The sequence below is a fragment of the Thalassospira lucentensis genome, from assembly GCF_001613805.1.
Lineage (GTDB): Bacteria > Pseudomonadota > Alphaproteobacteria > Rhodospirillales > Thalassospiraceae > Thalassospira > Thalassospira lucentensis_A.
This window is the reverse complement of record NZ_LPVY01000007.1, coordinates 36,653-61,089: the sequence shown is the minus strand read 5'-3', so window position 1 is coordinate 61,089 and position 24,437 is coordinate 36,653. Positions and strand designations below refer to the sequence as shown.

Here is a 24,437-nt window from a genome sequence, read left to right as displayed (position 1 = left end):
CATGGGGTATCCCCTGATCGAATGTCTCTCTAAAGCCTCCCTCAGGGTCGTTGCCCTGAACCTTGCCGACTTGTCTTTTGCCCGGTCATTTGGCGCCGGAATATAAAATGTCGGTCAAAGCAAAACGGCGAGCGGGGCTCATGCTCCGTTCGCCGTTAAAATCTCAGTTGCCGTCGGTCAGGCGGGTATAAGTCGAAGGCCGACGGTCCCGGAAAAACTGCCATGTGTTCCGGACTTCACGCACCATGGACATATCCATGTCATGCACGATCAGTTCGTCCTGATCGCGCGATGCTTCCTTCTCGATCACGCCGCGCGGATTGACGAAATAGCTTTGGCCGTAAAACTCACCGATATCCCAAGGCATTTCGCGGCCAACACGATTGATTGCCCCGATATAACATCCGTTGGCAACCGCCGATGCAGGTTGTTCCAGCTTCCACAGATGTTCCGAAAGCCCAGCCACCGTTGCTGACGGATTGACGATATATTCAGCGCCATTAAGCGCCAGTGCACGCCAGCCTTCGGGGAAATGCCGGTCATAGCAGATATAAACGCCAAGCTTGCAATACTGGGTATCAAACACCGGCCAGTCCGAAACACCCGGTTTAAAGAAAAACTTTTCCCAGAAACCGGCAACCTGCGGGATATGGGTTTTGCGATATTTGCCGAGATAGGTCCCGTCGGCATCAATCACGGCGGCGGCGTTGTAATACACACCGGTAATTTCCTGCTCGTAGATCGGAACGACGATGACCATCTTGTGTTTCTTGGCCAGTTCACACATCAGTTGCGTGGTCGGGCCGTTCGGGATTTCTTCGGCCGCGTCATACCATTTCCTGTCCTGGCTGGGGCAGAAATAGGGCTGCGTAAACACTTCCTGAAAACACAAAACCTGCACGCCCTGCCGCCCTGCCTCTTCGATATAGGGCAGATGCGCGTCGATCATGGCCTGACGAATTTCGTCCGGCGACTGTTCGGTTGAACCCTTAAGGCTCATCTGAATCAGTCCGCCTCTCAGCATAGACATCCGAGATACCTCCTTGATCTGATATGTGCCATGTGCCGGCTTTCGCCGATCTTGTGGCTTGGTCCAGTCTGCGCCCCCAATTCCCATGATGGGACGCAAACCGGAAAATCGTGAAACGTAACGTTTCCCAACAGCTTTCGCCTACCTTGCCCGCAATGGGGCAGAGCTGGAATCAGTCCTTAGTCAATTTCCTTCAACACTTCGCGCAGCGTGCCAAACAGCTGATCGATATGAGATTTTTCAATGATCAGCGGCGGTGAAAGCGCAATGATATCGCCCGTGGTGCGGATCAGGATGCCCTTCTCGAACGCCTTGAGGAATGCACTAAAGGCCCGCTTGGTCGGGAAGCCTTCGATGCTTTCAAGTTCGATCGCACCGATCAGGCCAAGGTTGCGGATATCCTTGACCTTCGGCAGATCAATCAGACTGTGAACCGCATCTTCCCAATATTGGCCAAGTTCCTGCCCCTTGGTGTAAAGGCCTTCTTCCTCATAGGTTTCAAGCGTCGCGAGGCCCGCCGCACAGGCAACCGGGTTGCCCGAATAGGTGTAGCCATGGAACAGCTCGATCATGTTTTCCGGACCGGTCATGAACGTGTCATGGATGTCGTCAGTGGCGAAAACCGCCCCCATGGGGATCGTGCCGTTGGTAAGCCCCTTTGCCGTCGTTACCATGTCCGGCTGAACACCAAAATAATCCACCGCAAACGGGGCGCCAAGGCGACCGAAACCGGTAATGACTTCATCAAAGATCAGAAGAATGCCATGCTTGGTGCATATCTCGCGCAGGCGTTCCAGATAGCCCTTTGGCGGGATCAGAACACCGGTCGACCCTGCAACCGGCTCAACAATAACGGCCGCGATAGTTGACGGATCATGCAGCGCGCAAATGCGTTCCAGATCATCGGCCAGAAACGCACCGTGTTCCGGCATGCCGCGGGTAACACCGTTTTCATCAGGCAGATAGGTATGACGGATATGGTCAACCCCGCCCAGCATCTGTCCAAAGGTCTTTCGGTTGCCCGAAATACCACCGACCGAAATACCGCCGAAATTGACACCGTGATAGCCGCGCTCACGACCGATCAATCGGGTCCGCTGCCCGTCCCCTCGTGCCCGGTGATAGGCAATCGCGATCTTAAGCGCGGTTTCAACCGATTCAGATCCGGAATTGGTATAAAAAACATGGTTCAGATCGCCCGGCATAAGCTGCGCCAGACGGCTGGCAAGCTCGAACGCCTTGGGATGCCCCATCTGGAATGCCGGGGCATAATCCAGTTCGTCCATCTGTGCCTTGACCGCCTCGACGATCTTGGGGCGCTTGTGACCAGCGTTGCAGCACCAAAGCCCTGCAGTACCGTCCAGAATCTGGCGGTTGTCATCGGTCTGGTAATACATGCCTTCCGCGCTGACAAGCATGCGTGGGGCCTGCTTGAACTGGCGGTTCGCCGTAAACGGCATCCAGAATGCCGAAAGATCGTTCGGTCGGCTGATTTTCGTGGTGGCTGTCATAAAAAGGTCTCCCGTACCTTTCTTGTGCTTCCCTGACATCGTTTTGGCGGGCCAAATCAATGTCCGACTTTATTAAATAGCCAGACCGCCCCGACTGAGCGATATGTCGCACATAGGGCAGTCTGGACTACACCTGATAAGGGTGCAGAAAAAATCGTTAGCACGGGAATCTCCCATGCACTAGCGCTTTAAAGTCACCGGGAACTGGTTTCGAATTTTCGACTGCCAAATGCCATTTCAGCGACCCTGATTTTTGTTTACGGCACCGAATTTCTGTTTATCTTTCACCGGTGTTGTTCAAAATTTTGGACATACCCGGTTGGTTCGGCGCGTATTTTAAGCTTGCTTTTTAGTATCTAAAGTAGAGATTATTTTAACCTGACCAAACGGTCAAGATAAATGACGCAATTTCGGGGAACGTCGATGACTGCAATCAAATCCGGACTGAACGGTGCACACAAGGCCGCCATTCGTCAGGAAAACGAAGAGCAAATTCTCGCCGCTGCCGAACTGGTTTTTGCCGATTACGGCTTCAAGGGAGCAACCACCGCGCGGATCGCCGAAATTGCCAATGTACCCAAGGCCAATGTGCATTACTATTTCAGCACCAAAGAAGCCCTTTATCGCCGTATCATGGAAGACATTTGCGATCATTGGCTTGAAGCAGCAATGACATTTGAAAATAGTTCCGACCCGGCCGAAATCCTGCGCGGCTATATTGAAGCCAAAATGGATTTGTCGCGTGCCCGCCCGCATGGTTCACGCGTCTGGGCTCATGAAATCATCCGTGGGGCAAAATTTTCATCCGATTACATTTCAACCACTGTCAAAAACTGGCTTGATAGCCGTGTAGTGGTGATCAATCGTTGGATCACCGAGGGGAAAATGGACAAGGTTGAGCCCTACTCGCTGATGTATATGATCTTTGCCACTACCCAGCATTACGCCGACTTTGCCCGCCAGATTGAAATCTTTAACAACAATCAACCGCTGTCGGATACCCAATTCGCAGAGGCCAAGGAAAATGTCGTGCGCATCATTCTAAAGGGTGTTGGCCTGTCTTAAAGGCAACCGGCGCAACAAAGCTGCCTGCCCGTCCCCACACTAACGAATAGTTGTAAAAGATACTCTGCTTCCAAATCTGAAATCGACAAACACTGATCGGTTTTCAGGGGGGATAAGCATGTATTTTCAACGCGTATTCTTGTACGCGATCCAATTGGGCGTCATGCCTATGCTTGTCCTGCCTTGCATTGTCCTGTCCGCAATCATCAATCATGCCCATGCCGCATCTGATACCTGCAAACAGATTGTTGTTGGCGGTGCCGCAGGATGGGAACCGATCTCTTACTTAGGCAGTAACGGCCACGCGCAAGGTATTTCGATTGATATCCTGCGTCGATACACACAGGAAAATAATATCAGCCTGAAAGTGCATCTTGAAGTCCCTTGGAACCGGTCGATCCAGATGCTCGAAGCCGGTGAAATCGATGTGATGGCGGGTGCCTATTACACGGCCGAACGCGCAATGACTTTCATTTATTCACTTCCTTATGCATCCGATGATGTGATGGTCTTTCAGCATGTTGACCGGCAATTTTCAGTTCACAGCATCGACAGCCTCATCGGTCACAGCGGTGCGCGCCCCCAAGGCGGAAGCTACGGCGATTTCATTGACCGGTTTGCCGCCGATAGGCTCGACATGATTTATTCACCAACTGGCAACCGCATATTCGATATCCTGTTGAACGGGCGGGTCGATTATGTATTGCTCGGGCGATATGACGGCATGGCCAATGTCGCGATTGACGGCATCGACCAACAGGTTATTGCCATTGAACCACCACTGGCCGTGAACGAAGTTCAATTCATGTTTTCGCGCAGCAGCCCGTGCGTGCGGCATGTCGCCCGGATCAACAACTTGATCACTGAACTGAACGACAGCGGGCAGCTTTCCGAATGGGTTGCCTTTCACCTGCCCAAATCTAACAGCAACTGACAAAAAGACCGGCACAGAGGCCGGTCCAGTCTGGAGTATTCATGGGAGGTAGTTGATATCAGTCTAAACCGATTGTGTCATGACCGTCTCGTCGGCCTTGGCCAGAACGGCATGCAGCAAAACCTGCCCTCCCGCATCTGACCAGTGCTTGTGAACTTCCTCAATCTCGTTATGGGAAATACCATCGACACACGGGATAAAGATCATCGCGGTCGGGGTCACCTGCGCCAGATAGCAGGCATCATGCCCCGCACCCGACACAATCTCGCGCGCGGAATATCCACCGATTTCAACCGCATTGCGAACCGCGTCGACGCAGGTTTTGTCAAACGGAACCGGCGCGTAATAGAAAATCTGCTCAAACTCGGTTTTAAGGCCGATTTCGGATGCAATTTTATCAACACCATCGCGCAGAGCTTTGTCCATATCGGCCAGAACCGCGTCATCTGGATGGCGGAAATCAACGGTAAAGAACACCTCACCCGGGATAACATTGCGTGAGTTCGGATGGATTTGCATCATGCCAACCGTGGCACAGGCCAGTGGGGATCGATCCAGACCGATCCTGTTGACCAGATCAACCACACGCGACGCACCCAACAATGCATCCTTGCGGGTTTTCATCGGCGTCGGGCCGGCATGGGCCTCAACACCGGTGAACTTGATTTCGTACCAGCGCTGCCCCTGTGCATCGGTGACAATGCCGATATCCTTGCCTTCATCTTCAAGGATCGGGCCCTGTTCGATATGGGCCTCGAAATACGCGCCCATCGGATGGGCATCAATCGTGGCTTCGTCATCACCAAGATAGCCGATGCGTTTCAATTCCTCGCCCATCGTCTTGCCATCGACATCAGCGCGCGAATGACCGTATTCAAGGTCGAAAACCTTGGCAAACACGCCCGATGCGACCATCGCCGGGGCAAAGCGCGACCCTTCTTCGTTGGTCCAGCAAACGACTTCAAGTGGTGCTTCGGTTTCGTATTTGGCTTCGTTCAGAGCCCGGATTACTTCAAGCCCCGAAAGCACACCATAAACACCATCATATTTTCCCCCTGTCGGCTGGCTGTCCAGATGGCTTCCCATCACCACCGGTGGCAGATCGGGATTGCGCCCTTCACGGCGTGCAAAGATATTTCCCATCTTGTCGATGCGGATCGTGCAACCCTCGGCCTTGCACCATTTGATGAACAAGTCTCGGCTCTCACGATCCAGATCGGTCAGCGCCAATCGACAAACGCCATCCTTGGCGGTTTTGCCGATCTTTGCCATTTCCATCAGGCTGTCCCAAAGCCGGTCGCCATTGATCGACAGATTGCGCACACTTGGTTGAACGGTCATTTAGATATCCTTTTGTCTGTCTTCCGGCTTGGGATTACTCGGCAGCCTGCCGCATCGGGTTTAACGGATGTTCCGGCCAGGTCATGTAAGGCTTGTCGGTTTTGACCGGTTCCATGGTGATGCAATCAGGCACCGGACAAATGTGATAGCAAAGGTTGCAACCAACACATTCCTCGTCGATGACAACAAACTCACGGTGCCCGTCTTCCTTGACATTCATCGCAATCGCCTGATGCGATGTATCCTCGCAAGCGATGTGGCAACGGCCACATTCGATACAATTGTCCGGGTTGATCACCGCCTTGGTATCGAAATTCATGTTAAGCTCGTTCCAGTTCGCGACCTGCGGCACGGCCGCACGCGTGAACTGTTCGACACTGGTGTACCCCTTGTCATCCATCCACTGGCTCATGCCATCGATCAGATCATCGACAACGCGGAAACCATAAATCATTGCAGCCGTGCAGACCTGCACCGCGTTTGACCCCAACGCCATGAATTCAACGGCGTCTTTCCATGTGGTAATCCCGCCGATGCCGGAAATATGCAGATCGCGGGTTTCCGGCGTGCGGGCAATTTCGGCCACCATGTTAAGCGCAATCGGCTTTACCGCCGATCCGCAATAACCGCCATGCGTACCCTTGCCATCAACAATCGGTTCGGGAACCATGCTGTCAAGATCGACCGAAATGATCGAGTTAACGGTGTTAATAAGCGACACGGCATCCGCCCCACCTTTAAGTGCGGCCTCTGCCGACCACAGGATATTGGTGATGTTTGGCGTCAGCTTCGTAAAGACCGGAATATCGACCGCATCCTTGACCCAGCGGGTGACCTGTTCGACCATTTCAGGCACCTGCCCGATGGCCGATCCCATGCCGCGCTCGCACATGCCGTGCGGGCAGCCAAGGTTAAGTTCTATCCCGTGCACGCCGCTTTCGGCGATCTGTTGTGCCAAATCCTTCCATGCCCGTTCTTCAATCGGGGCCATCATCGATCCGATGATCACATGGTCGGGATATTCTTTACGACATTCGCGGATTTCCTGAAGATTGACCGAAAGCGGCCGGTCGGAAATCAGTTCGATATTGTTGATACCAAGCAAACGACGGTTCTGGTCATGATGCGCGCCATAGCGCGACGATACGTTAACCACTGGCGGATCAATCCCCAGCGTCTTCCAGACAACCCCGCCCCATCCGGCCTGAAATGCGCGAACAACGTTGTATTTCTTGTCGGTCGGCGGTGCGGAGGCCAGCCAGAACGGGTTGAGTGAATCAATCCCGGCAATTTTGCAGCTTAGATCAGCCATTTTCTCTCTCCCTTTCTGGCTTATGCGGTTTTAAGGAACGCATCGATGGCAATTGCGGCCTGTTTGCCGTCTTCGACCGACTGGACTGTCAGGTCCTCGCCACTTTTGATGCAATCCCCACCGGCAAAGATGCCAGAGGCGGTTGTCTGGTAATTTTCATCGACCACGATCTTGCCCCCGGCAATTTCCATTCCGGCAAGGTCATCTGTTTTGATTTTCTGCCCGATGGCCTTCAGGATCTGATCGGCACGGATTTCAAATTTCTCGCCGGTACCGACAAGCTTACCGTCCCGAAGTTCCGTTTTCTCGAACTCCATTCCGATCAGTTTACCATTGGCCTTGATCGCAATCGGCTTGGCCCAGTGGCGCACAACCACGCCATTGATCTTGGCCAGTTCCTGTTCATATTCGGTCGCCGACATATGTTCGGCCCCACGGCGATAGACCAATGTGACTTCGTCGGCACCAAGGCGTTTGGCCTGAATGGCGGCATCAACTGCAGTGTTGCCACCGCCGATCACGATCACATTATTGCCAACCGGCATGTCGGATTTCGGTTCGGTCTGGCGAAGTTGCTCGATAAAGGCAATCGCGTCATCGACACCATCAAATGCCTCTCCCGGCAGGCCAAGTTCGTTGGTCGCGCCAAGCCCGACCCCAACAAACACCGCATCATATCCGTCACGCAAAGCCCCAAGACGGATGTCACGGCCAAGCGCCTTGCCATACTCGATCCGGATGCCGCCAATGCCCAAAAGGAATTCAACCTCGCGCTGGGCGAAATCATTGGTCATTTTGTACGCCGCAAGACCATATTCATTAAGCCCGCCCGGCTTTGCCTTGGCCTCAAACACCGTCACATCATGGCCCAGCATCGCCGCGCGATGCGCGCATGAAAGCCCCGCCGGACCGGCACCGACCACCGCAATCTGTTTACCGGTCAGGGGGGCCCGTTTGAACGGATGGGGCAATTCATCGCGCGCCATCAGGTGATCAACCGCAAAACGCTGCAGACTGCCGATTTCAACCGCGACATCTTCGGACACATTACGCACGCAGGCCTGTTCGCACAGTACTTCCGTCGGGCAGGCACGTGCACAGGTGCCACCCATGATATTGGCCGACAGGATGGTTTTGGCCGCCCCGTCCGGGTTTCCGGTGCTGATTTTGCGGATGAAGCCCGGAATATCGATTGATGTCGGGCATGCTGTAACGCACGGCGCATCATAGCAATACAGGCAGCGATTGCTTTCGGCCATGGCCTGCAAGGTGGAATAAGGCGGATGCAGATCGGAAAAGCCGTCATCAGCGTCGTTATGGCCAACACCATGGATCGCACCTGATTTCGAAACTTGCTTGCCCTGCAAGATGGTCATGTTTTGTCTCCCTGCCAAAAAGGCGTCCTCTCCTGGCGTCAGCGAGAGACAAAACAAGAATGGCATCCTCAAAAGACCAGCCGCGCTGGAAGCCGCAAAGGGCTTCGGATGGATTTATGGCGCATGTGAACGGGCGGGCCCGACCAACTCTGGGTCTTCTATCAATGACATTCTTGGCGTATCCGTCCGGCTTACCGCCGAACTGTTTCCCAGTATTTGATCTGCCGCGCTTTTATGAAGTTCGGGTTATTCCCGTTTGATAGCGCGTACAGATGCCTCTCTCTGACAGATACAGCATGTCCAATCCTGATCATTTGGTCAAGATTAAAAATACAGGTTATTAAACTTGCAGTTTTATCCTGCATTTCTGTCGCTTTTGCGCTTTCGTCGCCAGAAGGCTATAACGAATAGCTGTCCTTGACTGCTTCCATCACAACAAAGGTCGATGTGTGCGACACATATGGCAGTTCAGAAATCTTCTCGCCCAGCACGCGGCGATAATCACCAATATCGCGGCTGCGCACCTTGATCAGGTAATCAAACGCCCCCGCGATCATGTGGCATTGCTCTATTTCAGGCACGTCCCGCACGGCCTTGTTGAATGCATTAAGCGCCTCGGTCTTGGTATCGGTCAGGATCACCTGAACAAACGCAATATGGCTGGCCCCCATTTTTTCCGGATGAAGGATCGCCCGATAACCAAGGATGTGTTCACTTTCTTCCAGCCGTCGCAGACGCAGGGCACAGGGTGTTTTCGATAGTCCGACGCGATGCGCCAGATCCGTAACCGTAATCCGGCCATTCACAGCAACTTCGCGCAGAACCGCCAGATCAATCTTGTCCAAAACACCCATTTGGCACCTCTAATGTAATTAAATTTCCTATTATAACTAAAATAATAAGTGAAATTACCCATCGATCAAATCAACTTTAGGAAAAACAACCTGTCATAAAGTCGTATCATTAACCAACGGCAGCAAACCGCTGGCCCGGGTCGCACAGGCGTCAGCGACCAGCGGATGTCGGCAAGACCGGATCAAGTCCGGCGTAACGGGAGTGGAAAACCGACAACGAACAACTATCGCAAAAAGGGACTTCACCATGTCACAGACACCATCCGTGAAGCCGATCCTGATTGGCTATGACGGGACAGAGGCAGCATACCGCGCGGTTCAATTTACCGCCAACCGGGCCGCCGCCGAAGGATGCCCGGTACATGTCATCTATGTTCTGGAATGGTCGCCATACAGCTTTCTGTCGGCCCAGGAACTTGAAGAACGCCATCAACGCCGAACCGAAGAACTTTCCCGTGCCGAGGCCACCCTTGCCCCGGCACTTCGTGTTTTTACCGACCGCAATATCCCAATGACCTACGAGGTCAGATACGGCCATTCCGGCGAACTGATCTGCCAGATCGCCAAGGAAAAGAAAGCCACACAGATCGTCCTTGGTCGAAAGGGCGGCACAGCCCTTGGCGCGCGATTACTGGGCAGCCTTGCCCTGACACTGGTTCAGGCCAGTCCCGTGCCCGTTACCGTAGTGCCCTGAACACCACCGGGTTTGCAGTCAAAAACATAAAACAATCAAAATCGGAGAGTTCTCATGTCTTGCCAGTACAGAGTCCCGGCGTGGGCCGCCGGCATAACGGCGACTATTCTTCCCTTCATGGCGATGGCGCAGGAAGGGTCGCTTGACCAGCGCATCAACGAAACCGTTGCGCCGATCTCAAATGTCATTGCCGGTACAATTTTCTATTCCGTCCCCATCGCGGGGAATGATTTCCCGCTGATCGTCGGCTGGCTTGTGATTGCCGCCGCTATTTTCACGCTTTATTTCGGCTTCGTGCAATTCCGCAAATTCGGCCATGCGATTGCATTGGTGAAAGGTGATTATTCACATCCCGATGACGCGGGCGAAGTTTCGCATTTTCAGGCATTGGCAACGGCCCTGTCAGGTACCGTTGGCCTTGGCAATATTGCCGGTGTTGCCGTCGCGGTTTCCATCGGCGGACCGGGGGCGACATTCTGGATGATTCTTGCCGGTTTGATGGGCATGGCGTCGAAATTCACCGAATGCACATTAGGGGTCAAATATCGCAATGAATATCCCGATGGTCGCGTATCGGGCGGGCCTATGTATTATCTGTCCAAAGGCTTGGCTGAAAAAGGCAAACCCGGACTGGGCAAGGCGCTCGCCATCCTCTTTTCGATCTGCTGCATCGGTGGTGCCGTTGGCGGCGGCAATATGTTTCAGGCCAATCAGGCCTTCCAGCAGGTCGTCAATGTTACCGGTGGTGAAAACAGCTTCCTTGCCGGAAGCGGCTGGCTATTCGGCCTGATCATGGCCGTCATCGTTGGCTCGGTCATCATTGGCGGCATCAAATCGATTGCCAAGGTCACCGAAAAAATCGTGCCTTTCATGGCTGTCATTTATGTCACCGCCGGGCTGGTTATTATCATCAGCAATATCGGCATGGTCGGTCAGGCGTTTAGCGACATTTTCGTTGGGGCCTTTACCGGGGCCGGTGTGGCCGGTGGCGTTGTCGGGGCCTTGATCCAGGGCTTCAAACGTGCAGCCTTTTCCAACGAGGCCGGTATTGGTTCAGCTGCCATCGCCCATTCGGCAGTTCGCACCAAGGAACCGGTGACAGAGGGTTATGTCGCCCTGCTTGAACCGTTTATCGATACTGTTGTGATCTGCACCATGACCGCCCTTGTCATTACCATCAGCGGCGAACTCAATTCCGGCCTGACCGGTGTTGAACTGACATCGGCGGCATTTGCATCAGCCTTTACATGGTTTCCTCTGGTACTGGCACTTGCCGTGGTCCTGTTTGCCTTTTCAACCATGCTGTCATGGTCCTATTACGGCCTGAAAGCCTGGACCTATCTTGTGGGAGAAGGCAAAGGCAAGGAGATCATCTTCAAGCTGTTCTTCTGCCTGTGTGTCATCGTGGGGGCAAGCATGAGCCTCGGTCCCGTGATTGACTTCTCGGATTCCATGATCTTTGCCATGGCCATTCCGAACGTCATTGGCCTTTATCTGCTGATGTCGGTCGTACGCGGCGAAGTGGACCAATACTGGGCCAAAATCGACCGTGGCGAAATCCGCAAAGTCGACAAATCCGCTGCTGCCGAAGCAGAAGCCTGACCCACGATCAAACCAAAAGCCCCCTGCCTTTCGCGCAGGGGGCTTGATTTGGCCTATTCCATAACTTCCATATGCTCGTCACGAGACGGTGCCTTGCGCTTTGGCCCCTGCATCAAAAGCAGCAAGGGCACCACTGCAATCACGATCCACATCATCGCCTGAAAATCATTCAGATAGGCAACCGTATTGGCCTGTGCTGTCACAACCTGATTAAGGGTGACTGCACCGGTCGCACTCTGCCAGTCCCAAGTTTCGGGCAGCCACGGGCTTTGCAGCGCCATCCGGAATGGCGTCAGGGTCGCGGCAAGGCTTGCATGCATCACTTGGGTATTCTGCGTCAGCATCGTGGTCATCACTGAAATGCCGATGCTTGATCCGATATTGCGCATCAGGCTGAACATCGCCGTACCCTCGGTCCGATAATGCGGATCAAGGGTGGCAAAGGTAATCGTGCTGAGCGGCACGAAAATAAAGCCGAGCCCGATCCCCTGAATGATCCCGGTGCGGATGATCGTGAATTCGCTGACCTCGGTCGTAAAGCCCATCATCTGGTAAAGTGACAAGGCTGTCATGAACAGGCCAAACAGGATCAGAAGCCGGATATCGATTTTGCCGATCAACCGCCCGACAAGCATCATGGCGATCATCGTGCCAACCCCGCGCGGCGCAAGCAGCATCCCTGCCGTCACCACTGGATATCCCATCAGATTTTGCAAGAACGGCGGCAATAATGCCAATGTCGCAAGCAACACCACACCGACGATAAAGATAAAGAACAACCCGATAACAAAGTTCCGGTCCGCAAACAGCCCCGGCTCCAGAAACGGATTTCTGGCCGTAAACATATGCACGATAAACATATAAAGGCACACCGCCGCCAAGGCCGTTTCAATCAGGATTTCCGACGACGAAAACCAATTCTGGCTTTCCCCGCGATCAAGCATCATCTGCAACGCGCCAATCGAAAGGCTCAGCAACGCAAAGCCGAACCAGTCAAATGAAAGCCCTTTTCGTTTATCGGTTTCGGGCACAAAGGCCATGATCCCGCCAAGGGCCAAAAGACCAACGGGCAGATTGATGTAAAACACCCAGCGCCAATTGTAATACTCGGTCAAATACCCGCCCAGTGTCGGTCCAAGGATCGGGCCTAGCATCACACCCATGCCCCACATCGCCATGGCCGAGCCATGCTTTTCTTTGGGGTATGTATCAAGCAAAACTGCCTGCGACAGCGGAACCAACCCGGCACCAAACGCACCTTGCAACAAGCGAAACACAACCATTTCCGGCAGGGAAACAGCCGCCCCGCACAACATGGAGGCAATGGTAAAACCGGTGACAGACACCAGAAACAACTTCTTGCGACCAAACCGTGACGCCAGAAAGCCCGTCGGTGGCGTCATGATCGCGGCGGCAACGATATAGGATGTCAGCACCCAGGAAATCTGATCCTGGGTGGCGGCCATACTACCCTGCATATGCGGCAGGGCAACGTTTGCAATAGTGGTATCAAGTGCCTGCATGATCGTCGCAAGCATGATCGAAACGGTGGTCAGACCGCGTTCAAGCGGCGTGGTCTCGCTGGCCGCCGTGGCGGCTGCATTCATTGCACGGCCCCTTCGGTACCAGCTTCGGCCTGATTGATCCCGATCCAGCCAAGTGCGGCGGCGGCAAAGGCCGGCAGTTCGCGTTTGTGATGGGTATCCACCTCGACCTCGGTGCTCATGCCAGCCCGCAATTCAGGACCGCCATTTTCAATGTCAACGGCGATCCGCACCGGGACCCGTTGCACGACCTTCACCCAGTTGCCCGTCGCATTCTGGGCTGGAATCACCGAAAATTCTGCACCGGTAGCCGGGGCAACCGAATGAACCACACCGTGCCAGACCTTGCCCGGATAGGCATCGACCGAAATCTCGGCTTCCTGTCCCGGTTCAAGATAAGTCAGATCAACTTCCTTGAAATTGGCATCAATCCATACGGCATCGCTCGAAACAAGGCTCGCCATCGCCTGCCCTGCCTTGGCATAGGCACCTTCTTCGGGTTTGTTGCTGATCACACCGCGGAACGGGGCGGTAATTTCGGTATGGGCAAGATCAAGTTCGGCCTGATCAAGCGCGTATTTGGCCTGCTGATATTGCGGCAAATCCGTAATCGGTGTGTCGTAATTTCCGCCGAGCTTCGCCAATGTGGTTTTCATCGCCCGCTGATCAAGGACGATGCGCTGCTTTGCTGCCAAAAGCGCATTTTGGGCTTCGTCAAAGGATGCCTGCGACGCGACATTGCTTTTGCGCAATGCCGCCTGCCGGTCATATTTCTTTTTGGCAAAATCCAGATTGATCTTCGCCAGTTCAAGACTGCCCTGAAGCTCTTCATAGCTTTGCTTCAGCGCCTCAATCTCCTGCGCAGTGGCGGCAAGGTTGGCATGTGCACGTTCAACTGCAATCTGATAGGGGCGCGGATCAATGCGAAACAAGACGTCTCCCTTTTCCACCCGCTGGTTTTCATGGATCAGGATTTCGCTGATCGGTCCGTCAATCTGCGGACTGATCGCAACCATATCGGCATGGATATAGGCGTTTTCCGTGCCGACAAACCGCCCGCCGGAATAATACCAGTATGCCCCGCCGACAATCACCGCAAGTGGTCCGGCCAGAAGCAATACGGGACGCAACCAGTGCTTCTTGCGTTTGGCAACATTCTGTTCGTTACCAGCAGATGCGCCAGCATTTTCATTTTTCTCGGTCATGATACAGGGCCTTGCTTCAGTCTTTTGACTTTTTCGTTTTGGTGGGGGCGCTTTCGGGCGTTTTCTGTCGCGGTTCGGCCACCATCAGGTTTTCATGCATCTTTCCAAGAACGGAAATCAGCATTTCCTGCATTTCCGGCGTGATACCGATCATCGCCTCTTCGCGGGCAGATGCCGCAACAACCATGATCCGTTCCAGCAACTCGGTTGCCTTTGCGGTTACATAAAGCTGCACCGCACGACGATCATCGGGGTCCGGACGGCGTTCAACCAGCCCTTCCTCGACCAGCTTGTCGATCAGACGCGCCGTCGTGATGGGCTGGATTTCGAGCATTTCTGCCAAGGCGACCTGCCGGATGCCTTCCTTGCGCGCGACATAGGCCATGGCCTGCATCTGCGCCTGCGTCAGGCCGAAATCACCAGCATGACGCATGAAATTACGCCGCATCAGGCGGGTCACGTCCTTCATCAGGAAGCCGATATTCTGTTTTGGATCGCTAAAAGACGCCAATGGGTGCCTCTGTCAAATTAGATTGGTTGATATATAGTAAGTAATATATATTAAATTCACAAATGACCACAAGTCATATAATTTCACATCCCTTATGCAAGCCATTCATGGCTGCCGGTCATCGGGTCTGCTTTGCAATTACGGTGAAATGTGCGATTTTGATCGGCAAGCGTTGTGCGATTGTGATATGACACGCGCAAATTCACCGCCGGATCATTGAATTCCGACGGACAGAGAGATTCCCGTACCCAAAAGAAAAGACCCGCAAGTGATGAGTAATCAATCGCGTCGTTCCGAATTGCTGATGCCCGCCGGCTCGCTCGAAAAACTGAAAGTCGCCGTCCTTTATGGGGCTGACGCGGTTTATATGGGCACGCCGGACCTGTCGCTTCGGGTCAAAAGCCAGATGTCGCTTGAAGATGTGGTCGAAGGGATCGAATTTGCCCATGAACATGGCGTTCGCGTTTATCTGACGCTGAACCTGTTTTCGCATAACAAGGATATCGACAAGCTGCCAGAATATGTCGACACCGTGCGCAAGGTCCGCCCGGACGGGCTGATCGTTGCCGATCCCGGTGTTTTCATGTTTGTCCGTGAACATGCCCCGGAACTTGACCTGCATGTTTCGACACAGGCTAATGTCTGTTCATGGCAGTCGGTCAAATTCTGGCAAAGTATCGGTGCCAAACTGGTCGTTCTGGGCCGTGAGGTTTCCTACGAGGAACTGACTGAAATCCGCGCCAAATGCCAGGACATCAAGATCGAGGCCTTCGTGCATGGCTCGATGTGCATGACCTATTCCGGGCGTTGCCTGCTGTCGAACTTCATGGCCGAACGCGGCGCCAATCAGGGCGCATGCGCCAATTCGTGCCGCTGGAAATACAAAGTCCACATGAAGCTCAAGGACGGCACGGTCAAGGAACTCAAACTGACCGAGGAAAACCTCGAAATGTTTGACTTCTTCCTTGAAGAAGACATGCGTCCGGGTGAACTGATGGAAATTCAGGAAGACGAACGCGGTTCCTACATCCTGAATTCGCGCGATCTTTGCATCATGCCGAAGCTTGAAGATTACCTGAAAATCGGTGTCGACAGCCTCAAGGTCGAAGGCCGCGGCAAAAGCCCCTATTATGCAGGGTTGGTGGCACGTGCCTATCGCATGGCGATTGATGACTGGTACAAAGACCCTGAAAACTGGTCTGCCGAAGAATATATGAAGGAACTGGCGACCATCCCGAACCGTGGCTATACGCTGGCGTTCCATGATGGCCGCCTGACCAATTATGCACATGGCTATGACAGCAATACCAATGTGTCCGATTGGGAATTTGCCGGGATGATCGAGGAAGTCGAAGACGATGCCTTCATTATGTCGGTCAAAAACCGCATGCTGCCCGGTGACGTCATTGAAATCGTCCCACCGCGTTCACGCCAGACCATTTTCATCCGCATGTATGAATTCATTGATGCTGCCACCGGCAAGGTCGGCGAAGCGGTTCATGCCAATACCCATCCGCGCATCCGCCTTCCGTTTTCACTGTTTGAACAGGAAGACCCCGAATTCCTTAAGCGTGAAATCCTGCCGATGACCATCGTGCGTAAGGAGAAGGCCCTGTCCGAAGACGAATGGCAACGCCTGAAACTTGATCAGGAAGGCCACAAGATCGAAATGGGCAAAGGCAACGAAGAACGCTATGACGCCAAACGCGAAGCGCTTCAGACCGCCCTTGATGACCGCCAGAAAGAACGCTCTTTCCGCACACCTCGCGTCGGCACCAAAGGATGCTGCGGCCGTGGTTGTAACGGCTGCCTGATCTTCTGGCACGATGAAAGCTATGCCAAAGCCCGCGAAATCCTTGCCAAACGCAAACAGGGCGAAATGCTGGAAAAAGACGGCAAGACGATTGCCGCTGAATAGGCATTCACAACGCCCGGATACAGGAACGGCAGCCCAATGTGGCTGCCGTTTTCTTTTGGGCTACATGATGGCCTTTTCGGCCTGCTGCTCCAGCTTGTCGATCCGACGCAGACCAAACCAGCCAAGCCCGAGAAACACAATCAGCAGGATCGGACTAAGCAGCGTCAGATTGCGTTCCAGCAGTTCCGACATCCCCTCGCCCAAGACATATCCAAGTGCAAAGAACGACCCGATCCAAATCAAGATCGATGCGATACTCAGCGGCAGAAACCGCATAAACGACATTGAGCTCATTCCGACCGGGAACACACTGATAGAGCGGATGGTGTTGGGATAGCGACACAGCATGATATAGGCGACGCCATAATGCTCAAACAGGCGCATGGTTTTGCCCAGCCACTTTGAAAATGACTCTGGCAGCTTTCTGACAATCGCATCGCCATATTTTCGTCCCAGCCAGAACCTCACCATGTCCCCGACAAATGCGCCGGAAATCATCGCGATCATGGATGGCCCGATCAGAAGACTTTCGGACACGACAAAGATGCCGACAAAAACCGGCAGGATGCTGGCCTTGCTCACGCAATAGGTAAAGATCAGGCTATAGACCAGTTGCTGGTGATCCTGAATCCAAAGATTGATTGTTTCAAACACGTCCGCACTCGCCTGCCTGTCCCAAAGATAAAAAGTGTTCTAGATCAGGCTGGCCTCATAAGCGAGTGTGCCGCTTCACACCCTGAATATTATTACGCCATCTCAAACCGGATCGGCTGGGCACCTTCCCAAAGCGTCATCTTGCCGAGCTTCTCAAGGTCTTCAAGATTGCTGGTAACCGTGATGAAATGGTTGCCGGCAAGCTGCCCGACCTTCGATGCGAAATGAACGCCGCCATAGGCCAACAGGATTTCGGTTTCGCTGATGCCGCCGGGATACAGAATAATCTGGCCCGGTGCCGGGAAACTGGTATGGTTTTCATAACCAACGCCGAACTGATAATCGCCAAGCGGCATCCATACACCCTCGCCGCTCCAGCGGACATGCACGGCTTTGCTTTCAAACGGCATGCGATCCATGAATGCCTTGCAGGTTTGCGGCGCCTTGTCGACTTCAAGCACACCATCAAAGGTGAACGGGCCTGCGGTGATTTTAATCTTGGTCATCATAAATCCATTCAAACAAACATCATGATCCAGCCCCACGCAAACGCAAGGCTGATCACGGTAACCGGGATGCCGATCCGGGCGTAATCGCCAAAGCCGACGGTAATACCGGCGGCGCGGGCCTGTTCGACCGCAATGATATTGGCGACCGAACCGACAATTAAAAAGTTGCCTGACAATGTGCTGAAAACTGCAAGCCCGTGCAACAGTTCCGGCGTCCATTCCGGGCCAAGAGACAGCAACATCATCACCAGCGGCACATTGCCAATCGTGTTACTTCCCGCAAGCGAAAGGGTGGCCAGCACCGCCGGGTTATCAATCCGAAGCCCTGAAAGCGCATCGCGGAAAAAGGTAGCAATCGCGTCATCCCCGGCCATTGCCCCGGTAACAATGAACAACCCACAAAACAGGGCCAGTAAATGCCAGTCGACCCGGCCCAGCACCTGATCAGTACCAAGCCTTCGGCTAAGCAACAGCACAGCCACAATCAGCAATGACCAAAGGGCGCGGTCCTCGACAAAGATAAAGATCGTAATTACCGCAATTGTCGCTGCCACCGCCTTGACCAGCATCGGTCGGTCAAGCTTGATCGGACCGCCTTCGTCCAGTGCGGAGCCATCTGACACCGGATCAAACGCGGCCCGCGTCATCGGACCATAGGCGATCACGCCATACACAATCAAAAGTCCGATCAGGGCAGGCACACCACACGCCAGAAGAAAGGCGGTAAAATCAAGCTGCCCGAATTCGGCAATCATAAGGTTCTGCGGATTACCGATCAGGGTCGCGGCCGATCCCGCATTGGCAGCACACGCCACGGCAATCACATAGGGACGCGGATCAAGACGGCGCGCCATCACGCCCTGTATCAGGATTGGCGTCACCGCCCAGACGACAACATCGTTGGTCATCACCGCCGACAGGCCGCCGCAAATTGCAATTACCCCAGCCAGAAGCCCGCTCGGGGTCAAATCAAGATGGGTGATCCGGTTGCCGATCCAGTCAAAGAAACCGCTGGCAGCATATTGCGATGACAACACCATCAATGTCAGCAAAACCGAAAGTGTCGCGAAATCGACCGATGCGAGTGCCGCATTCCCGTCAACCGCCCCGCTTAGCAGCAGCACAAGCGCCCCGATAAGCGCAATCCCCGTGCGATTGATCGCAAGCCCCGGCCAACGCCCCAGCGCCATGCCGATATAGACCCCGACAAATACGGCAACAACCAGCCAATCCAATCTGTGCCATCCTGTTTAAATTCGGCGCGCAATAGCCGCCTGTTATTTATCGCTACTCTGGTAATCGGACGCGGTCAATCTCATCTCGGACACTCTGCGGGATATGCACAAATTGCAATGCCCCATGTTGAAATCCGATAAATCGCGTTCTTGCCAATCCAAAAACCGGCCATTCGCGCCATTTTGTGCGAAGCAACATGAATTGTTCGACGTTTCTGCGGTTGTCTCATGACAAAACGCCATAAAATTTCACTTGCACGCGAGGTTCAACAGGCGTACATCGCGACTTGCCCAAAGTCGCACGTGCCTGTGGTGGTCCTGCTAGATGGAACCCGTAGGACTTACTTAAAGCAACGACGGTGTAGGGCTTTTTTGGTCTCAGGTGGTTGTCCAAATACCACCGACACTGAAGAGGCACACCATCATTGCCCTACGTGCGGACGGGAAACTCCCATCCATAGCGAGGCAAAAAGTTTCGCAAGTTCCGGTAGGCACCGGAGCTTATCAGCCTGTCGGTAGTCCGCGTTACTGCGCCTCCACCGCGCCTAAACGCATCAGGTACCGCAAGCTGCCATATCGTGGAATGGGAGAACGCCCCAATGGCAACTCAGCGTATTATCGATTTTCTCGCCCAGAACCGACCGGAAGGTCCGTGCCTGGTTGTCGACCTTGACGTAGTTCAGCGCAACTACGAAACCTTCACCCGTGCCCTGCCGGATTCCCGTGTTTTCTATGCGGTCAAGGCAAACCCGGCACCGGAAGTGCTCAGCCTGCTTGCCGATCTTGGCAGCAACTTCGACACTGCATCCGTGCCTGAAATCGAAATGGCGATGGCCGCAGGTGCAAGCCCGGAGCGTATTTCGTTTGGCAACACCATCAAAAAGGAACGCGACATTGCGCGTGCCTATGCGCTGGGTGTTCGCCTGTTCGCCGTTGATTGCGTAGAAGAAGTCGAAAAGATTGCCCGTGTCGCCCCGGCTTCGCGTGTATTCTGCCGCATCCTGACCGATGGCGAAGGTGCCGAATGGCCGCTGTCGCGCAAATTCGGTTGCGCGCCGAGCATGGCACTTGAAGTTCTTCAGCATGCCCATCACATGGGTCTGGACGCATACGGCGTTTCCTTCCATGTCGGATCGCAGCAATGCAATCTTGATGCCTGGAACACAGCCCTTGCAGAAGCCTCGTCGATTTTCCGCACCCTTGCCGAAAAGGGCATTGTCCTTCGCATGGTCAATATGGGTGGCGGTTTCCCGACCCGTTATCTGCGCGACGTTCCGGCAACCGAAGCATACGGTGCCGCAATCATCGACGCGCTTCACACACATTTCGGCAACCACATGCCCGAAACCATCATCGAACCGGGCCGTGGCATGGTTGGTGATGCCGGTGTGATCAAAGCCGAAGTCGTTCTGATTTCGCGTAAACATGCCGATGATCCGGTACGTTGGGTTTACCTCGATATCGGTAAATTCGGCGGCCTTGCCGAAACCATGGACGAAGCAATCCGTTATCCGATCACCACGATCCATGACGGCGGCGATGTTGCACCGTGCGTTCTTGCCGGTCCGACCTGTGATTCGGCCGACGTGCTTTACGAAAAGAAACCCTATGATCTGCCGATTGCGCTGACCATCGGTGACGAGGTTCTGATCGAAGCAACCGGTGCCTATACCACCACTTATGCCTCGGTGGCGTTCAACGGTTTCGCACCGCTGACCGCCTATGTGATCTAGGGATCGCATCGATGATCGTAATTGATCGCGAAAACAGCCTTTCGCACGTCGAACGTGAAAAGCTGCTTGATCGCGTCATGGGTCCGGCGCGCTTTCAGAAATCGTCTGAATTGCTGCGCTGTGGCCGCCTTCCGGCTGACGGTCTGGCGTTTGTCGCCCACGACGGCAAACACATGATCGGTACGGTTCGGTTGTGGAATGTCAAAGCCGGTGACAGCGGGTCTTCGCTGTTGCTGGGGCCACTTGCGGTTGAAAAGGCCTACAGCGGCTCGGGCGTTGGTGCGGGTTTGATGTATGCGGCACTGAATGCCGCACAGTCAACCGGGCACAAGTCGGTTCTGCTGGTCGGCGATCCGGATTATTACGCGCGCTTCGGCTTCCATGCGGCTCCTGCCAACGGGCTTTTGATGCCCGGCTATTTTGATCGCCACCGGTTCCTTGGCATCAATCTTGGCAATGGTGATGCCCTTTCGGGTTCCACGGGCATCCTTCGGGCAACCGGCCAGATGACACATTGAGTTGGCACATTGATTAAACGACCGTGATCTGATGAAAAAAGCCCCGCAGCCAGTGCTGCGGGGCTTTTCTGTTAGGGACTTTCGGCCATCAGCTCGTGCAGTTGTTACGCGACAGCCAGCCGATAAAGATGCCGTTATGTTCAAGCCGCTGGTGGCTGAAGCATTCCCCACCGGGATAGGCCCCGCTTGCCGGGGTGAAGCGTACATTGCCCTCCCCGGGCAGGCGGTTGGTGTTGGCCTCGACCAGTTCGGTATGAACTTCGCCAAGCCCGTCGGTCGGCGCAAGGCAGTCATAGCGCCCGCCATTGCTGTTGATCGTGCGAACGCCGACCATGCCATGGTTCAACGGCCAGGCTTTCAGAACCGACGTCAGATCACCGCTTGATACCGCAAGGCAGGAATTGATTGCTGGCATCAGTTCGTTGATGAAGCGAGTCCATTCCGGATTTTCCGGTTTTTCAAGCTCCGTGATATCGACGACCGGGAAATCGCCGGGGGCAAGTGCAAGCCCGGTAATTTCGGCAGAAACCGCACATTTGGTCGAACCACTCGGCCCGGTCCAGATCGCTTCCTGCCCCTTGCCACGAATTGAATATATCTCGTTGGCATATTCATACCCGGAACCGGTCCGCTTGATGTTCAGGACAAGCGGCTCACGGCCAAGAAATTCAATAACCGCCTCTCCCTTGCGCCCCTCGAAAGTGGCATAGAACCGGCTTTTATCCTCGCAGACAAAAGTCTGGCGCCCGGTAACCGGTGCCATTGCAGCTTCACCAAGGGCGGCCTCGATCCGGCTTAATGCGACCTTGCTTTGCGCCATCGCCCCGCTGACTTCGTGCTCGTCCGGGGTGCCAGGTACGCCATTGACGGTTTTCGATCCCCCGGCAAATCGGCCCATGGCAAAATCAAGATTAAGCGTAAAGTTCAGCGCATCACCGTCACTTGCTCCGCCAAAATTTGTGCGATTGGCATCTTCAACAAATCGCAGAAGTTTGCCATTGCGATAATAGAATTTGACATCCGACTTGCCATAATCCCCAAGATCGCGATGTTCCTCCACATAGACAGGCTGCCCATCGGTAGTAACATAGGCCTTGAATGTCGCCTTGCTGTCCCCGGCACTATAACTGCCCGGGATCATCCGCAGATCGGGCAGACGTGCCTCGATCGCGGCAACATCGCGTTCAACATCCGAACTGCCGCCATTGCGCGCGGCGGCGGCTGATCCCGGCCCTGCGCGTTTGACCATCACTTCGACATCATCGGGCGCATCATTGGTCAGCACGGGATATGCCTGATCATTGCGAAACAGAAGATCGCCATTCTTGGTTACAATCTTTGCCTCGATCACGTAACGATGGCGTGGATCAATCTGTTTGGCGTCATAAGGCAGGATAAACACCATTGGCGGATTGGTCGCCGGATGGGTTATGGATGCAATTTCGGTCGAAGGCGCATCAGCCTTTGATACGTCAAGAAGTCGCACGACAAGATTTGCACTGTTTGGTGCCAGGGCAATTCTTTCGCGGAAAACGACGGTGCCGGTTACCCGGTCCTGATTGGATTGCAGTCCGGCACAGCCCGTGACCAGGACCAGAAGCCCGATCATCAATACCGACTGCAACCTTCCCCAAATCCATGAAGAGAGTTTCATTCTGGCCTCAGTTTGCTCAAGTTATTATTGGGTGTAGTCCCCCGTTCGCAATCGTGACCGCAAACAACAAGAAAACCAAGGCCAAAAATCGGCAAAATTACTGATTAAAGTTATGTTATTTCATCAAGGCAACGGCAGGCTGCAAAACGGCCTGCAGCCCCTCAACTCGATACCCGCCTAACCGGCGAACCGGGTACAGCCCTGCCCCGCCACATCGGTTTCAATCGACAGCAACGCGCCTTCAAGCTCGTTACCATTACCGGCAAGCCCGACGGATGCCGACGTGATATAAAGTGTTTTAAGGTCCGGCCCGCCAAACACACAACTCGTCGGCTGCGTCACCGGAAGTTCGACGATACGATCGACCGAGCCATCAGGCGCAAACCGGATCAGGCAACTGCCGCCCCAGCGCGCATTCCAGATATAGCCATCCTCATCCATCGCCGATCCGTCCATGTTGCCCCGCTCATGCGGGCCAAAGAACGGCTTGGGGTTGGACGGCGTGCCGGTTGCCATGTCGTAATCATAAACATCCAGCGTGTTCCTGATCGTATCGCCAAAGAACATCTTTGCGCCATCAGAAGACCACAGCAACGTGTTCGAAATCCCGATATCGGCAACAAAGCGTTTGATGTCGCCGTCCGGTGCGACACGGTTCAACGTTCCTGTCGATACCGTCACCGGCAAGTCTTCGCCATTCGGACCGATATTGTTTTGCATGGTCCCGTGCCAGAATCGTCCTGCCGGATCGACACGCGCCTCGTTCGACCGATTGCCGGGGTGATCTGCATCTGGGGCAACAAACGGCGTCGTCTGCCCGCTTTCGGCATCCAGAAATGCCAACCCGTCGGCCAGTGCCACCAAAAGTCCGCCGCCTGTGCGCGGCACAATTGCCGATACCGGCTGATCAAACGTCCAGCTTCGCGAACCGCCATCACGCGGGCGCAATGCGAATGCGGTTTTATCAACAATATCCACCCAGTAAAGAACGCCATCCCCGGCATCCCAATGCGGTCCCTCGCCCAGCGTACAGCGCAAATTCGGTAGGACCGTTTTGACTTTGGACATGATATCTCCCTGATATTTTGGCGGGTTTCCCCCGTTTTGACCCTTCCCTTTAATGCAGACCGGACGACCGTTCGACCGCGATCCGGTGCAGGGAAACCATTATGTCTATTGCTATCGCGAAAGGCCAAATCTGAAAAGTCATTTTGTATGATGATTTACTTTTGCCACA

21 protein-coding genes are annotated in these 24,437 nt (G+C 54.2%); 7 read left to right on the top strand and 14 right to left on the bottom strand.

What is annotated here, in order from left to right:
- Positions 1 to 163 precede the first annotated feature (163 nt).
- Positions 164 to 1,030 (bottom strand): nitrilase-related carbon-nitrogen hydrolase, encoded by an 867-nt coding sequence (locus AUP42_RS08410; protein WP_062950836.1) that lies wholly within the window; start codon positions 1,028 to 1,030, stop codon positions 164 to 166.
- Between the two features lie 179 nt (positions 1,031 to 1,209).
- The gene (locus AUP42_RS08405) at positions 1,210 to 2,541 is read right to left on the bottom strand and encodes an aspartate aminotransferase family protein (RefSeq protein WP_062950835.1); all 1,332 of its coding nucleotides are present in this window, start codon (positions 2,539 to 2,541) and stop codon (positions 1,210 to 1,212) included.
- Positions 2,542 to 2,964: 423 nt separating this feature from the next.
- On the opposite strand from AUP42_RS08405, the gene AUP42_RS08400 reads away from it, so the two are divergent.
- The gene (locus AUP42_RS08400) at positions 2,965 to 3,606 is read left to right on the top strand and encodes a TetR/AcrR family transcriptional regulator (RefSeq protein WP_062950834.1); all 642 of its coding nucleotides are present in this window, start codon (positions 2,965 to 2,967) and stop codon (positions 3,604 to 3,606) included.
- Between the two features lie 169 nt (positions 3,607 to 3,775).
- Positions 3,776 to 4,540, top strand: a complete 765-nt coding sequence (locus AUP42_RS08395) for a substrate-binding periplasmic protein (protein WP_231858203.1) — start codon at positions 3,776 to 3,778, stop codon at positions 4,538 to 4,540.
- A 63-nt stretch (positions 4,541 to 4,603) separates the two neighbouring features.
- Here the strand turns inward: AUP42_RS08395 and AUP42_RS08390 are convergent, their stop codons facing one another.
- The 4 genes from AUP42_RS08390 to AUP42_RS08370 all read right to left on the bottom strand — a co-directional run bounded on the left by AUP42_RS08390 (position 4,604) and on the right by AUP42_RS08370 (position 9,423).
- Positions 4,604 to 5,881, bottom strand: coding sequence for a Zn-dependent hydrolase (locus AUP42_RS08390; protein ID WP_062950832.1), 1,278 nt, complete (start codon positions 5,879 to 5,881; stop codon positions 4,604 to 4,606).
- A 34-nt stretch (positions 5,882 to 5,915) separates the two neighbouring features.
- Positions 5,916 to 7,193 carry an NAD-dependent dihydropyrimidine dehydrogenase subunit PreA gene (gene preA / locus AUP42_RS08385; RefSeq protein ID WP_062950831.1) on the bottom strand — a complete coding sequence of 426 codons (1,278 nt, stop codon included), beginning with the start codon at positions 7,191 to 7,193 and terminating at the stop codon, positions 5,916 to 5,918.
- Positions 7,194 to 7,213: 20 nt separating this feature from the next.
- Positions 7,214 to 8,569 (bottom strand): NAD(P)-dependent oxidoreductase, encoded by a 1,356-nt coding sequence (locus AUP42_RS08380; protein WP_062950830.1) that lies wholly within the window; start codon positions 8,567 to 8,569, stop codon positions 7,214 to 7,216.
- 398 nt (positions 8,570 to 8,967) lie between these two features.
- Positions 8,968 to 9,423, bottom strand: a complete 456-nt coding sequence (locus tag AUP42_RS08370) for an Lrp/AsnC ligand binding domain-containing protein (RefSeq protein ID WP_062950827.1) — start codon at positions 9,421 to 9,423, stop codon at positions 8,968 to 8,970.
- Positions 9,424 to 9,670: 247 nt separating this feature from the next.
- Between AUP42_RS08370 and AUP42_RS08365 the strand changes: the two genes are divergently transcribed.
- Complete coding sequence (locus tag AUP42_RS08365; protein ID WP_062950825.1) at positions 9,671 to 10,117, top strand: universal stress protein; 447 nt, start codon at positions 9,671 to 9,673, stop codon at positions 10,115 to 10,117.
- A gap of 54 nt (positions 10,118 to 10,171) precedes the next feature.
- Positions 10,172 to 11,719, top strand: a complete 1,548-nt coding sequence (locus AUP42_RS08360) for an alanine/glycine:cation symporter family protein (protein ID WP_082824710.1) — start codon at positions 10,172 to 10,174, stop codon at positions 11,717 to 11,719.
- Between the two features lie 53 nt (positions 11,720 to 11,772).
- Here AUP42_RS08360 and AUP42_RS08355 read toward each other — a convergent pair whose 3' ends face one another.
- From AUP42_RS08355 to AUP42_RS08345, 3 genes are read right to left on the bottom strand one after another with little or no spacing between them, the layout of a single operon-like run.
- Complete coding sequence (locus AUP42_RS08355; protein ID WP_062950823.1) at positions 11,773 to 13,326, bottom strand: DHA2 family efflux MFS transporter permease subunit; 1,554 nt, start codon at positions 13,324 to 13,326, stop codon at positions 11,773 to 11,775.
- Positions 13,323 to 14,468 carry an HlyD family secretion protein gene (locus AUP42_RS08350; protein WP_062950822.1) on the bottom strand — a complete coding sequence of 382 codons (1,146 nt, stop codon included), beginning with the start codon at positions 14,466 to 14,468 and terminating at the stop codon, positions 13,323 to 13,325. The genes AUP42_RS08355 and AUP42_RS08350 overlap by 4 nt, the downstream gene beginning before the upstream one ends.
- A gap of 16 nt (positions 14,469 to 14,484) precedes the next feature.
- Positions 14,485 to 14,979 carry a MarR family winged helix-turn-helix transcriptional regulator gene (locus AUP42_RS08345; RefSeq protein ID WP_197468257.1) on the bottom strand — a complete coding sequence of 165 codons (495 nt, stop codon included), beginning with the start codon at positions 14,977 to 14,979 and terminating at the stop codon, positions 14,485 to 14,487.
- A 271-nt stretch (positions 14,980 to 15,250) separates the two neighbouring features.
- Here AUP42_RS08345 and AUP42_RS08340 point away from each other — a divergent pair, with 271 nt between their 5' ends.
- The gene (locus AUP42_RS08340) at positions 15,251 to 16,897 is read left to right on the top strand and encodes a U32 family peptidase (protein ID WP_062950819.1); all 1,647 of its coding nucleotides are present in this window, start codon (positions 15,251 to 15,253) and stop codon (positions 16,895 to 16,897) included.
- A gap of 60 nt (positions 16,898 to 16,957) precedes the next feature.
- Here AUP42_RS08340 and AUP42_RS08335 read toward each other — a convergent pair whose 3' ends face one another.
- From AUP42_RS08335 to AUP42_RS08325, 3 genes are all read right to left on the bottom strand, one after another.
- On the bottom strand, positions 16,958 to 17,551 hold the full coding sequence (locus tag AUP42_RS08335; protein ID WP_062950815.1) for a DedA family protein: 594 nt from the start codon (positions 17,549 to 17,551) through the stop codon (positions 16,958 to 16,960).
- A gap of 92 nt (positions 17,552 to 17,643) precedes the next feature.
- Entirely contained in the window at positions 17,644 to 18,057 is a 414-nt protein-coding gene (locus AUP42_RS08330; protein WP_062950813.1) for a DUF3830 family protein, read from the bottom strand.
- 11 nt (positions 18,058 to 18,068) lie between these two features.
- Complete coding sequence (locus AUP42_RS08325; RefSeq protein ID WP_062950812.1) at positions 18,069 to 19,295, bottom strand: SLC13 family permease; 1,227 nt, start codon at positions 19,293 to 19,295, stop codon at positions 18,069 to 18,071.
- A gap of 599 nt (positions 19,296 to 19,894) precedes the next feature.
- Here AUP42_RS08325 and AUP42_RS08320 point away from each other — a divergent pair.
- Together AUP42_RS08320 and AUP42_RS08315 are read left to right on the top strand one after the other, a co-directional pair.
- Positions 19,895 to 21,028: a type III PLP-dependent enzyme gene (locus AUP42_RS08320; RefSeq protein WP_062950811.1), complete on the top strand. Its 1,134-nt coding sequence runs from the start codon at positions 19,895 to 19,897 to the stop codon at positions 21,026 to 21,028.
- Positions 21,029 to 21,039: 11 nt separating this feature from the next.
- Complete coding sequence (locus AUP42_RS08315; RefSeq protein ID WP_062950810.1) at positions 21,040 to 21,546, top strand: GNAT family N-acetyltransferase; 507 nt, start codon at positions 21,040 to 21,042, stop codon at positions 21,544 to 21,546.
- An 88-nt stretch (positions 21,547 to 21,634) separates the two neighbouring features.
- Here the strand turns inward: AUP42_RS08315 and AUP42_RS08310 are convergent, their stop codons facing one another.
- On the bottom strand, positions 21,635 to 23,200 hold the full coding sequence (locus AUP42_RS08310) for a YbaY family lipoprotein (RefSeq protein ID WP_062950808.1): 1,566 nt from the start codon (positions 23,198 to 23,200) through the stop codon (positions 21,635 to 21,637).
- 177 nt (positions 23,201 to 23,377) lie between these two features.
- Positions 23,378 to 24,268 (bottom strand): SMP-30/gluconolactonase/LRE family protein, encoded by an 891-nt coding sequence (locus AUP42_RS08305; RefSeq protein WP_062950806.1) that lies wholly within the window; start codon positions 24,266 to 24,268, stop codon positions 23,378 to 23,380.
- Positions 24,269 to 24,437: the final 169 nt, after the last annotated feature.